10 protein-coding genes are annotated in these 12,047 nt (G+C 64.2%); 2 read left to right on the plus strand and 8 right to left on the minus strand.

All coding sequences use genetic code 11. The annotated features are described in order from the left end of the window. Positions 1 to 96: 96 nt before the first annotated feature. From Q0925_RS10085 to Q0925_RS10100, 4 genes are all read right to left on the minus strand, one after another. Entirely contained in the window at positions 97 to 354 is a 258-nt protein-coding gene (locus Q0925_RS10085) for a hypothetical protein (protein ID WP_299334954.1), read from the minus strand. Next, the gene (locus tag Q0925_RS10090; RefSeq protein ID WP_299334955.1) at positions 297 to 1,016 is read right to left on the minus strand and encodes a hypothetical protein; all 720 of its coding nucleotides are present in this window, start codon (positions 1,014 to 1,016) and stop codon (positions 297 to 299) included. Before Q0925_RS10090 ends, Q0925_RS10085 begins: the two co-directional genes overlap by 58 nt. Before the next feature lie 242 nt (positions 1,017 to 1,258). Next, complete coding sequence (locus tag Q0925_RS10095; RefSeq protein WP_299334957.1) at positions 1,259 to 2,647, minus strand: DUF6498-containing protein; 1,389 nt, start codon at positions 2,645 to 2,647, stop codon at positions 1,259 to 1,261. Between the two features lie 70 nt (positions 2,648 to 2,717). Further along, positions 2,718 to 2,930 carry a hypothetical protein gene (locus tag Q0925_RS10100; protein WP_299334959.1) on the minus strand — a complete coding sequence of 71 codons (213 nt, stop codon included), beginning with the start codon at positions 2,928 to 2,930 and terminating at the stop codon, positions 2,718 to 2,720. A gap of 381 nt (positions 2,931 to 3,311) precedes the next feature. On the opposite strand from Q0925_RS10100, the gene Q0925_RS10105 reads away from it, so the two are divergent. Then, entirely contained in the window at positions 3,312 to 4,082 is a 771-nt protein-coding gene (locus Q0925_RS10105; protein ID WP_299334961.1) for a DUF4097 family beta strand repeat-containing protein, read from the plus strand. A gap of 180 nt (positions 4,083 to 4,262) precedes the next feature. Here Q0925_RS10105 and Q0925_RS10110 read toward each other — a convergent pair whose 3' ends face one another. From Q0925_RS10110 to Q0925_RS10125, 4 genes are all read right to left on the minus strand, one after another. Continuing rightward, complete coding sequence (locus Q0925_RS10110) at positions 4,263 to 6,104, minus strand: DUF2339 domain-containing protein (protein WP_299334962.1); 1,842 nt, start codon at positions 6,102 to 6,104, stop codon at positions 4,263 to 4,265. A gap of 770 nt (positions 6,105 to 6,874) precedes the next feature. Then, positions 6,875 to 8,113, minus strand: coding sequence for a PQQ-dependent sugar dehydrogenase (locus Q0925_RS10115; RefSeq protein ID WP_299334964.1), 1,239 nt, complete (start codon positions 8,111 to 8,113; stop codon positions 6,875 to 6,877). 295 nt (positions 8,114 to 8,408) lie between these two features. After that, positions 8,409 to 9,728, minus strand: a complete 1,320-nt coding sequence (locus Q0925_RS10120) for an MFS transporter (RefSeq protein ID WP_299334967.1) — start codon at positions 9,726 to 9,728, stop codon at positions 8,409 to 8,411. Positions 9,729 to 10,489: 761 nt separating this feature from the next. Then, positions 10,490 to 10,753 carry an MTH865 family protein gene (locus tag Q0925_RS10125; RefSeq protein ID WP_299334969.1) on the minus strand — a complete coding sequence of 88 codons (264 nt, stop codon included), beginning with the start codon at positions 10,751 to 10,753 and terminating at the stop codon, positions 10,490 to 10,492. Positions 10,754 to 11,280: 527 nt separating this feature from the next. On the opposite strand from Q0925_RS10125, the gene Q0925_RS10130 reads away from it, so the two are divergent. Then, a complete protein-coding gene (locus Q0925_RS10130; RefSeq protein ID WP_299335057.1) occupies positions 11,281 to 11,907 on the plus strand; it encodes a peptide-methionine (S)-S-oxide reductase MsrA in 627 nt (208 codons plus the stop codon). The last annotated feature ends 140 nt before the right edge of the window (positions 11,908 to 12,047 follow it).

A 12,047-nucleotide genomic window follows, 5' to 3' on the forward strand; every position in this document is an offset into this window, starting at 1 on the left:
GCGATTCGAGTAGCAGCCTCGGCTGTGGGTCGAGTTCCCGCAGAATCCTGGGAAGAGGCTACCGAGCACACAAGGTTGTATCCGACACGCCCGTTCTCATCCACGGATCGCAAGATAGAGCATCGCCGCCCCGAACGTCCCGAGGGTCGCGGCCACGTATGCAACGATAGGGAGAACGTCGGCCCCGACGACGACGAATCCGCCCGTCGCCCCGAGAAAAACGACCCCAAGACCCCCGAGAACGACCCGAACGGCCCTGGTTAGTCCGTCGCCGGGCGTCCAGTCGTGTGTCCGGATCACGGTGTCGAGGGCCGTCTCAACCTCGGCGGCGGTGTCGTTCGGGACAACGAACATGAGCGGTCGACCCCACCATCCCCGGGAGCGGTACCGGGGAAAAAGATCGTGTAGTTACCCACCTGTCGCTCGTGGACGCGCTCAAGCGGCGAGATATCGAACGTCCGAACCTGCCTGTCGTCCGGGTCAAGCCTCGCATTACCGGTGTAGTCGGCGGCTGCCGCGCCGCTCACCTGCCAGAGCGAGGCCGTCTCCGGGTCGAGTCGGCCAACCGTGTATCGGAGGTCGACAACCACCTTACAGGCAACGAGAGCGCCCACATACACAAGTAACAGTTCCGGCCGAATCGCCGGCAGCAAGAGCACGATACCGGCGCCGAGCAAGGTGATTGGGAGATAGCGGAGACGAACCCATCCCACCGGTGGTGCAAGCCTCGCCACCTCACGCTCGGTCACATACCCGACCGCAAGCAGAATGTACACCAGCGACGCCGGTCCACCGATAAACAGGAGAACGACGACGAGAACCGTCGATCCGACGTTTTCGCCGGCGGTTCCGTCCACGATGACGAACACGAGCGCCCCAAGCAGCGCAACCCCGAGCAGTCCGGGGATACCGGCGGCGAGATGTAACACCGTGAGTCGAATCCGGTCGGTGTCGCGGTCCGGGAACACGGCCCACGTGACAGCCGAGTCCGCGGCGCTTTGCTCGGTAGTGGCCATTGTCGTAGAGGTTCCCTCGTCTCGCCAGGTTCGTATTCCGGACGGGGCTACAAAGCTTCGACAAAGACGCCAGGCCAGCGTTGTGGCTCCCATCGCACCCGTGTTCGGATTCCTGCCGAGTAGTGCTTTTCGACCACGTGTGGTAGGTGTCGGCTCTCACTCCCGACTTTTACCGGACCATCGAGCCACCGACCGCAGGGTCGCTCCGGCTCGCCCGGTTTGACACCGACAGGCGGTCGTTCTCAGATTCGTCTGAGCGCCGCCCACAACATCAGCACCACCGGTAGCAGAAAGATCGGCCCGACGCTGATGGCGAGACCGACCAGCTGTGCGGTGTTCAGCGCTGGACTGAACGCGAGACCGGCCGGCACGGCGAGAAACGAAAGCGCAAGCAGCACCGCGGACACGATAACGGCCACATCCCGCTCGGGACGGGTAGAGTCCGATACGGGGAGGTCGAGCGTCTCGACTGTGGCGTCGAGGTCGGCGACCGGGCCGAGTTGGACATCACGGTCGCCGGGGGCTGCCCCGGATACCTCTAGTGTCCCGGTGTCGAGCAGTCGATCGGGTATCGCGTTGCGGGTCGAGAACGTGGTCGTGTTCACCGGGGCGGTCCACTGGACGGCCCCGAGCACGGTGTCGTAGGCCACGAGTCGGCGCTCGTACCGACGATACTCGATCGTTCCGTACCGCAGATAGTAACTCCCGATACGCGCGCCGGCAACGACGAGGACGAACGCCACCCACAGCCCAACCCAGACCGGTCCACCGGTGAGCGCGGCGAGTGTGAGTGCGGCGAGGATGGCGAGCGTGGATCGGTGGACAAACCCGAACGCGACCATCGGGAGGCTCCCGAGAAGAACCGGTGCCGTGTCGACGGAAGCCCGTCCGAGAACGGGTCCCTCGGGAGCATCGACATCCGGAAGCGGCTCGGTGTGGTTCCCGTCGACTGCCCCTTCGATAACGGCCGGCACCGGAAGGTCCGTATGTTCGGTGACGATCCGATAGACGGAGGCCGCGGTCTTGGCGATGACGATGCCGGTAAGCAGGAACAGCCCATCGGGTCGGTCGCCGATGCCGGCGACAAACCCCAACACGAGAAGCACAAGGCCGAGCTGTACAGGTTCACGCAGGATCTCCTGTGCGGAGACCTCGGTGTACGCTCGACCGGCGAGGTAGTCTGACCGGAACTCGTCGACCTGTGTGATCAACAGTCCGATACCGGCGACGAGCAGGTCCAGCGAGGGACGTATCGCCGGTCCCGCCGTCAGCCAGTAGAGAAGACTCACCGGAAAGACGGCGACGATCCAGAACCCGAGTATCGACGCCGCGAACGGAACGTTCCGTGGATAGACCGCCGGTATCCGGGAGGTGAGACGCCAGCCGCCGCGCTTCTCGCGGAGTTCGTGGAGTGGCTCGATATCCGGAACCCCCGGCGAGCCACGCTCGGCGAACAGTGCCTTCGCCGCGGCCAGCAGCACCGTGACCAGGCTTTCGAGCCAGTAGAGCAACAGAAGCGAGTAGACGTCCCACCCGAGGGTCAGGACGCCGACCAGCGGAACGAGGTTGGCGACGGCCGCGACGCTCCCGACACGACGTGTTTCCAACTCCGTGGGGGGGCGGACGTGCATGTATCAGCCGAGTCGTGGACGCGAGTTCTCGTTTGGTATCATGACAGCTCGCACGGACGGCCGGCGCTCATCACAACCGACGGGCAAGTTCGTATGCGAGAGTCGCCGGAACGGTGATACTCAACGCGACGAAGATCACGTCGTTGACCGTCGGGCCGGATCGAGTGAGCGCGGCGAAAAACACCACTGCACCGGTGGCGAGAACGCTGGCGACGGTCGCGACGTATCCCGGGTTCGTCCGGTTCACTCTGTGTGTCTCGGAGGGCATGTGCGATGGCACCATCGTGTGGTATCGAGACAATAATAAAGAATACGCATGTCGGAGTGCCCAAGCGGCGACACTCACGGCGTTCTCGTTGCGTCGCCGCGACCACACGGACACCGGGTGCACTGCCGCCAGCCACCGGTTCGAGGTTACGGGCCGTCGCTCGGAGCCACCACAAGCGAGGGAGCCGTCGGACCCGAATATCACCGTCGGCCGTCGTTGTGCTTCGGTCCGCCGACGTGCCCACAAGCGTGCGACGGGACACCGTGTGGCCGTTGGAATCCGTCGGAGGCGCACGAAACGGACGACCGATTCCTCTCGGCGAGTGCCTGTCAAACCAGTTTCCGCTTCGGAAACGGTGCGGAGGCTGGTTTACAAAGGCACGATGTACACCGGAGTATGGGAACAGACACACTGTCCAGACGGAAGATGCTTGCCGGAACCGGAGCCATCCTCGCCACGATTCCGGGGTGTGTTACATCGGCCGGTGGCAAAGAGATCACCGAAACGGAGGTACGCCGTTTCGATGTCTCGGCGGAGACGACACTCGCAGTCGACAACGTCAACGGAGCAGTCACCGTCGAGGCGACCACCGGTGAGGAGATGACCGTGAAAATCGAACGCACCGGTACCGAGCGGGCACTCGACGACGTGGCCGTCGCAACGACCCGCGAGAACGGACGGCTTGAACTCACGACGGAGGCGGACGAATCCGACACAGCGGTCCCTCGTGTAGCCACCGTCGCGTTGACAATCCGGTGTCCCGCCGGTGTTGTCGTCGATCAGGTTGCGACAGCCAACGGCGATATCACGGCTCGGGATGTCGCCGGGACGGTGTCCTTGCAGACGACGAACGGGGCAGTCGAGGCCAACGGTCTCGAGGCGGTCGGCGACACCACCACGGCGAACGGTGACATCGACGTCACAGTCCCAGCCATAAACACCGACACGAGAATCGACTCCACCAACGGGGCGATTACTGCGAGACTGGGGCCGTCCCTCAGCGCCGACGTGACAGCGACGACCACGGAGGGTTCGGTGACCGCCGAGGGTGGGCTCGGACTGTCACGGGGCGATAACGGCCTCTCCGGGACGTTGGGTGAGGGGACCCACGACCTCGCCATCGAGACGACGACCGGCGACATCAGGCTGGCAGGGGCCTCGGTATAACCGTCAGCCCGGCTATATTCGACGCCCGTCTGCCGTCCACGTTGGGCTGTGGGGTCCGGCTGTGTCGGCGGCGAGGTTGTGGGGGCTATCATGACGCGCCGGACCGATCCGGTCGCTGCCGGGCCTGTTTGATCGAGCACAGTCTCCGTTCCACCCACACCGAAAGACGGCCTCACGCGGTCAGAACTCGACGAGGCGGTCGAGCGGACGGTCACCCTGCCAGCGGGCGTACGCGTACGACGCTGCCAGCAGAAAGGTTCCAAGAACGAGAAACGAGATCGTCCGGGCGGTCGTGTCGAGTCCCTGCGTATCGAGCAAAAACACCTTGACCGTTGTCACGCCGAACACGATCACACCTTGGAGCCGGAACAGACGCCTGTCCGTGCGGAGCCCACCGCCGAAAAGCGCCGCACCGAACGTTGTCCACGCGACGGAGAGACCGAATCCGGACAGTTCGAGACCGAGCCCAATGCCGGTGAGCGCGGTGGCGGTCAGAACGTACGGGAGTGCCAGCGTGACGTGCTCGTCCCAGCCTGGCACAGCGAGTGTCTCGTCACGGAACCACCATGCGAGTCCGTAGAAGACCCCGATCACGAGGAGAAACGCGGCCGGCCGCCCGGTCGCGGTTCCGAGCGGTTCCGCGAGTGTGAGTTCGGCCAGCTCCCTCGTGTCGACGGCGAGAAGTTTGATACCGGTCCCCACCGCGACGAGGTGTGCGCCGATCCGGGTCGCGCCGCCGGCACCGTACCGAGCGGCCGCGACCGCGCCACAGACGATCGCGAGGAGCCAGACCGTGGCGGCGAACGTTCCGGCCGCGAACACCGCGCTCACGCCGAAAAGAACAACGGCAGTTACCCCGGCCGTGTCGTCCCGCGAGACGGACCGATGGGCCGTAGCCGCGTAGACCCCGACCAGCGCGAGTGCGATCACCCCAACGGCGACGCCATCAACCGGCAGTTCCGGGACCCACTCGCGGACGGTCCACTCCAGAAGCGCCGCCGCGAACACGGCGTTGAGAGGCGTCAGTGCCTGTAGCGAGCGACGGTGCCGTTCGTCGGTGTGAGGTTCCCACCTGAGTACGGCACTTCCAGCGAGGTAGACGGCACACACAGCCACGGTGACGCCGGCCACGGCCCCCCACCCGGGGTCGAGATCGGCCAACCACACAACGACGAGCCCGTACGTCAAGGGAATGCTGATCGTCACATACCGGCTCCACGGGCGGGTCGCGGCGATGGCGACCAGCCCGAGGGTGAGCAGGAGTGCGTACGCAGGCGTCACGACGAAACTGCCGGAGTCGAGGCCGAGATACGCGGTCACATAGCCCAGCAGAAACGCCTCGCCAGCCACCAGTGGATTGCCGTCGGAGACGGAGACGAGTATCGTCCCTGCGACGAGCGCCGTTAGCCCCAGAAGGACCGCCCACACCGGTGTGCCGATCGCAGTGCGGTACGACTCGAACCCGTATGCAGAGTAGACGCTGAAAAACGTGATCGCGAGACCGGTGCCAGCAGTGATACGTCCCCACCGCCGGTACCCCCGATAGCGGGTGGCGTGGCGCCCTCCGGCAAGCAGTGTGGCTCCGCCGACGGTACCCGCGACGACTCGACCGAGTGGGCCGAGAAGCCCGGCTTCGATGGCCACTCGAATAAAAAAGACGATGCCGAGAACGAGTGCGACGCTGCCGGCACGTCCCAGCCACCTGATCCCGATGTCTCGCTCCCAGTTTCTGCTGTGATCGTCCGTCCCGTTCTCACCGGCCGAGTCGGATCCGGTTGCCGTGGCGGCCGCATCGCCGTTTGGCTGTTCGGGGCCGGCGTGGGGGGTCGTCACAGTCTTTGTGTCGCTGACCTGTCGGTTCGGCGGGTGAGTGCGTGTTGGGTCGTTCTCGTTCGGTCGGTGGTCCTCGGAGGGTGTCTCGTTGTCCACTGTCGACTCAAGCCTGTCGACACGGTGGTGGAGAGCGTCGACCTCCGAACTGAGTTCTCGGACCTCCGCCACGAGGTCGTCATCGTCGGTCATACGCCCACGCCCACGTCGGAGAAGTAAAAAAGACACAGCCGGTATGCTGGTAGAGACATCCGGAGCGGCGTGGGTGTGTACAGGTCGGCCGGTTCTCTGCGAGGGCAGACACCTGCAACCGGTCTGCGACGGCGCTCTGCTCGGGGGCCGGATGTGTTTGAAAATGAACCGGTGTGATCATCTCGTCGTTTGAACACGTCCACGCGGGGCGGGCGAGTGGTGTCAGAATCGACGGCGGGGGACGGCAGATATCGCTCAGCGGTGGGTTGAATCGCGGTGTCTCGCCGGTTCGGGCGTCGACTCTCGCTCCGTGGCCTTTCTCGAACCGGCCGTCACCGTCCCCGAGACACGCCGTGTCGAGAAATCGCACTCGAACATCGCACCGTCTCACGGCTGCTCCTTTCTCGAAGGCTATCCCGTGTCTCGGGGGCATCCGAGGGTGTCCGACTCCACCCATGGCGGCCGTTTGTGCCGGCTGTGTCGGCACCCGTCGACCGGTACGCACCCTCCGTGTCACAGCACCCGAGCGAATCCCCACACTGGGGGCAGGGCACGACCGTGTGATACGACGGTGGCATGTAGCAAGCAAACCGCTTCCGATCGTAACTCCTAACTTACCGGTTGGTCGGACAGACACCACCGGCGAACCTGTCGGGCGTAACACCCCGTCTACCGAGTGCTGTTGCCGAACGGCTGACTCGGGTGACCGTGACGCTCCGGACCGAGACCTGACGGGAGCGGAACCGGCCGGAGAACGGGCAACGTCGAACTCACCCGTCGGGTGCGATACGGTATATCGGCGCGTTGTCGGCATCAACCGCCGCGTAGAGGTAGCCCGAGGCCGGTGACACGGTCACATCACGGATACGCTGGCCCTGATCGGCCAACAGCGGCTCCGCCTCGGTCACCTCGCGGCCGTCGACGGTAAAGTGTGCGAGGTACTGTTTTGCCAGCCCGGCGACGAACAGGTCGCCACGCCAGTCGGGGAACGCGTCCCCGTCGTAGAAGGTGGTCCCGCTCGGCGGAAACCCACCGCTCCCGCAGGCCCACCCGTAGACGGGGCCAACCACGTCCTCGCGTTCCTGATGCGAGACGCCGACCGGAGTCTCTGTACCGTACTCACAGGAGTTGTCCGCGACCGGCCAGCCGTAATTTTTCCCTTTCGCGAGAACATTTATCTCGTCGCCGTCGCGTTCGCCGTACTCCGTCTCCCACACCGCGCCCGTTTCGGGATGTATGGTGAGTCCTTGGGGATTCCGGTTCCCGTAGGTGAACACCGCGTCCGAGGCGTCCGGATCGTCGACAAACGGGTTCGAGTCGGGAGGAGAGCCATCGTCCTGAAGTCGCAGCACCGAACCGAGGTCGTTGTCCAGTTGTTGTGCGACGTGGCCCGGGCCGAAATTCTTGAACTGCCGGTCACCCACACTAATATAGAGATACCCCTCGGTATCGAAGACCGCTCGTGACCCGTAATGACCGTTCGACGCGACGAACGGGCGAGCGGTGTAGACCGGTTCGAAGTCGGCGAGTCGACTCCGGTCGCGCTCGAGTTGCCCCCGACCGATCCGCGTGGTCGACCCACCCTCGCCGGACACGGAGTAGGTGAGGTAGACAAATCGATTCGAGTCGAAGTTGGGGTGGAGCGTCACGTCTAGCAGCCCCCCTTGGCCCCGAGCATGGACCTCGGGGACTCCCGCCAGTTCGGTTCGGTCGCCGGTTGCTACGTCCGCCAACAGGAGCCGCCCGGCCTGTTCGGTCACCAACAACCCAGCCTCATCGGGCAGAACGGCGAGCCCCCAGGGGTTCGAGACACCGGTTACCGCCTCGGTGGCGGCGACGCTGGTGGTCGAGGCCGAACCGGGAGAGCCTTCTGCGGTCGTTGTCGATGTCCTGCGTGGTGTCGTATCGCCCGATTGGGGTTCCTCAAGCACGCCAGCACAACCCGTCACCGGGCTGGAGAGGGCGACTGCTGCAAGCAGACGGCGCCGGGACACACGTTTCTCCGTCATGGTGGTAAATAGCACTGCGAGCGTATGATAGCACGGGTGACCCCACGCGGGCGAGGACAGCCATCGTGCTGAAACCGGGGTTGTGCCGTGTGTGCGTTCTGCGGTCTCCGAGACCACGCCCGATACCGGGGAGCTCGGTTCGACGACACCGAATCAGGTAGGTCCGGGAACGAGCGGTCACGAACCGGCTCGTTTCGAACCTCGGCGGGGACCCGCTTGGTTGCTGTGACGGCGATACGATGGGCTGTAGAACCCGCGTGCGAGATACACACGACGTCGGCCCAACCTGTTCGGGTCACGCGTCGATCAGCGGGAGCGACCGGCTGGGGGTGATGACCTCTTCGACCTGGGTCAGAACGACGAGAACGCCCACCGCCGCGAGACTCGCCGCGAACGCAAAGGGGACCACGAATCCCCAAGCGACCAGAACACCGGACAACAGCGGTCCAACGGCGACACCGAGACCGAACGCCATCGTCAGGACCGACAGCGTTGACCCGGACTGGCCGTCACGGGCGATATCACCCGCAAGCGCCAGCGCGGGGGCAAACACCATCGCCCCGGCGACCCCTTGGAGAAACCGCGCGAGAAACATCGACCACGACCCCGAGATGATCCCGGAGAGAAGCGTAGCGTCGGGGATGAGCCCTTGAACGAGCGTGGTCGGCACCAGTAACACCATCCCGACGAGGATGAAGCGCTTTCGACCGTAGAAGTCGGTTGCCCGCCCGATTGGCACCTGAAGCAGCACCTGAGCGAGTATAAACGCCGCGAACTGGAGGCCGAACATCTCGGGACCCTGTCCGAGTTCGGCGTTGACGATTCCCCCGAGCGTGGCGAACACCGCAATGCCGACGGCCATAAAAAACGAGACGACCCCGAGCGCGAACACGGGGTCGAGCAGTTGGCCGCCGGTCCGGTCGAAAACCGCGATACCCGTCGGGTCCGACCGGCCGGATCCGCCGGGGTCGACGTCCGGGTCATGGATGAGTACCGACACCAGCACGAACGCCAGTGTCGCGGTCGAGGCGGCCAGATAAAACGCGGCGTCGAATCCCGTCAGCGAGAGCGTTGTCGCCATCGGGGAGAACGACAGCGAGTACGGCCCGGCAGCGATGACACCGCCGGCGGCGACCGGACCGACACCGAACCCGATCAAGCGGAACGTGTTGTACGTCCCCATACTGCCGCCCCGATTCCCTTTCTCTGCGAGGTCGTTGACCAGCGCGACGGTCGTCGGAATGATAAACGCCCCGGCGACGCCTTGGAAGACGCGAAGGCCGACCAGATGCCAGTACACCGACGCCAGCGAGTAGGAGAAACTCGCCACCGCGATAAGAACCAGTCCGAACAGGACAAACACCTTGCGTCGCCCGGTTCGGTCGGAGAGTCGGCCGGTGAACGGCTGGAGGGGGCTGTTGACAAAGCCGAAAATCGAGAGCACGAGTCCCGTGATGAACACCTCGGTCAGCCCGAGGCTGTTGCCGGTGATGAAGTCACTGGCGATAAACAACGGCAGGACGACGATGAGAAACGAGTTGCCAACCGACTCGGACAGACGGGCCAGCGAGAGCGCCAGTACCTGAGGATCGACGCCGAGTCGGTCTCTCAGCATATGAGAGGACAGGAGGAGACACTCATCTGGGTGTGTAGCCGCCAGAACAACGGCGTGTTCACGTGTTGGTCGGGTCGATGTAATACTGTTGTGATACCGTCGTGTGCCCGAAGCCACGGGAGCGACCGACAGTCGGTGTCGACCATCGTTGAGCGTCGGTCGGGATGGTCCACTCGCCGCGGACACACGGCCCGTCGAAGCGGGAGAGTCGGCACCGCAGACCGGGTCCCGATCGACACGCGTACGCTACCCACCGGCTCCATCACAGTCCACGGGATATCGTGGTGTTCGAACCGTCGATCCGGACCGGTCCGTCGATCACCACCTTAACAACGTCTACCGATAGGTGTTCGATTGGGAACGACGTTCGGGTAAAACTGTCTCTCAGGCCGCGTACCCACCACACCCGAGAACTGCTAGTAGGGACACGCTGATCCAGACATGACCGCCACAACGACCGCCGGAGCGTTGAGTGCGGCCGGGTTCTGCCCCGGAGGGCTCGTGTCGATACCGACCCGCTCGACGGGGTCCGTCCCGTTGTCGCCGACGGGGGTGGGGTGTTGTCCGTTCTTGTGTCACGTGGGCTCGGCTGTCGTAGACGCCGCCTTCGGGCCACCCCGTTCGGGTAACAACGCGGCGGTGGTGCTGTGCAGATACGACCCGAGACCGAACCGCACAACCGGGCCCATATCCGATGACCTGTCGGGAGCCGACAGGCAGACACTGTGCTAGATTAGCGGTCAGGAGTCACAGTCGGCTCGCTACTCGAACAGCCCTTCTTCGTGGAAGCCGGTCATTAGATCATCGACGAGATCAGCCGCCGTCTCGTAGGGATACTCCTGATAGTCGCCGTATTTGGATCCGAAGTCCATCACCCCGACCGTCACGTCACCGGCTTCAAACGTCGTTGCTGGGCCGTCCGGAAGCGCCGGCACCAACTCCATCGGTTCCTCGACGGGGAAGTCCGCGTTACCAAAGACCGACTCCAGTTCCTGTCTGAGGATTTCGGCTTCGTCCGTGGTCATACCAGTTCATTCGATGAGATGGGTAAAAGAGTTGTTGCTGTAGGCGTGCGATCCGGCCCCCGGTCACCGTGTGTTTGGTAGCCGGGATGGGCACGTGAGTCGTCTCGCACCCGCAGCGAAAACGGGTGGTTAGCACATGTCCGTGTGGGACATCATCCTGTCTCCGGAGCGCCCGCGACGGCGTGATCGTAACAGCTCACCCGGTTCGGACTCGTATAGAACGTGTGCCAGGGCAGAGAACCGTCCGGACGACGCGGTGTAGTTGAAAGGCGGCCTGGAACCGGTGAAAGTGGGTTGAAAAAAGTTGCCCTGCCGAACGCACCGGCCGAGGAGTGCCGGTGGCTCTCCCTCCGTCACGGATCTTCCGTGGCCGATACCGGACCCCTGGATCGGTATCAGAGCCATCACCGTATGGCTCCGGCAACCCACGGCAACGCCCAACATTAGTGTGTGGGCATATAACGTGTGGTGAGATGCGACTCAGTCCAGGACGGACGGTCCGCGGACTCTACAGACAGATAAATCCAATGACACTCGAACCGGCCACAGTACGCGAGTACGACGCGCAGGCGACCGATCGAGAAGCGACCGACACGGCAACGTTCGGCCTCGGATGCTTTTGGGGCCCCGATGCACGGTTCGGTGCCATGGACGGCGTGGTCCGCACGCGTGTCGGGTACGCCGGTGGGACACGGCCCACCCCATCCTATCACTCGTTGGGCGATCATACGGAGGTGGTTCAGGTCGACTTCGATCCGGACGTTCTCACGTACCGCGATCTCGTTGAGGACGTCTTCCGGCAACACGACCCACTCGCACAACCACCGAAAACGCAGTATCAGAACGTCGTGTTCGCGTCGACGGCCACCCGACAGAGGGCGGTCGACACGGTGCTCGCGGAACTCGACCACACCGTCGATGATGTCGCCACGCGTGTCGAAGACCTCTCACGGTTTTATCCGGCGGAAGACTACCACCAGAAGTACAAGCTTCGGTCGGTGTCGTCGGTTCTCGGTGCCTTCGAGGAGGCCGGGTACACCGACGCGGATATTCGCGAGTCCCCCATCGCGGCAAAGTTGAACGGCTACGTTGCGGGGCACGATGTCGACGTTGAGACGGACCTGCCGGCACCCGACCAGCGTGCGTCGGGGTGACCTGGCCGCAAGCGTGGCGTTTCATCCGGAACGTCTCCACGCTCGTCGTGGGGGCGGCCGCATTCGGACTCGGCCGGCGAACGTAGATCCGGACAGGCGGGCGCGGTCCGCCGGTCACGGCGATCCACCGTGTGTGACAC

It is taken from the genome of Haloplanus sp. (genome assembly GCF_028275055.1).
GTDB lineage: Archaea > Halobacteriota > Halobacteria > Halobacteriales > Haloferacaceae > Haloplanus.

Bases quoted from the DNA above. Each gene is read 5' to 3' on its own strand.
- Q0925_RS10090 (WP_299334955.1), bottom strand. From the start codon at position 1,016: ATGGCCACTACCGAGCAAAGCGCCGCGGACTCGGCTGTCACGTGGGCC.
- Q0925_RS10115 (WP_299334964.1), bottom strand. From the start codon at position 8,113: ATGACGGAGAAACGTGTGTCCCGGCGCCGTCTGCTTGCAGCAGTCGCC.
- Q0925_RS10110 (WP_299334962.1), bottom strand. From the start codon at position 6,104: ATGACCGACGATGACGACCTCGTGGCGGAGGTCCGAGAACTCAGTTCG.
- Q0925_RS10100 (WP_299334959.1), bottom strand. From the start codon at position 2,930: ATGGTGCCATCGCACATGCCCTCCGAGACACACAGAGTGAACCGGACG.
- Q0925_RS10130 (WP_299335057.1), top strand. From the start codon at position 11,281: ATGACACTCGAACCGGCCACAGTACGCGAGTACGACGCGCAGGCGACC.
- Q0925_RS10095 (WP_299334957.1), bottom strand. From the start codon at position 2,647: ATGCACGTCCGCCCCCCCACGGAGTTGGAAACACGTCGTGTCGGGAGC.
- Q0925_RS10105 (WP_299334961.1), top strand. From the start codon at position 3,312: ATGGGAACAGACACACTGTCCAGACGGAAGATGCTTGCCGGAACCGGA.
- Q0925_RS10120 (WP_299334967.1), bottom strand. From the start codon at position 9,728: ATGCTGAGAGACCGACTCGGCGTCGATCCTCAGGTACTGGCGCTCTCG.
- Q0925_RS10085 (WP_299334954.1), bottom strand. From the start codon at position 354: ATGTTCGTTGTCCCGAACGACACCGCCGCCGAGGTTGAGACGGCCCTC.
- Q0925_RS10125 (WP_299334969.1), bottom strand. From the start codon at position 10,753: ATGACCACGGACGAAGCCGAAATCCTCAGACAGGAACTGGAGTCGGTC.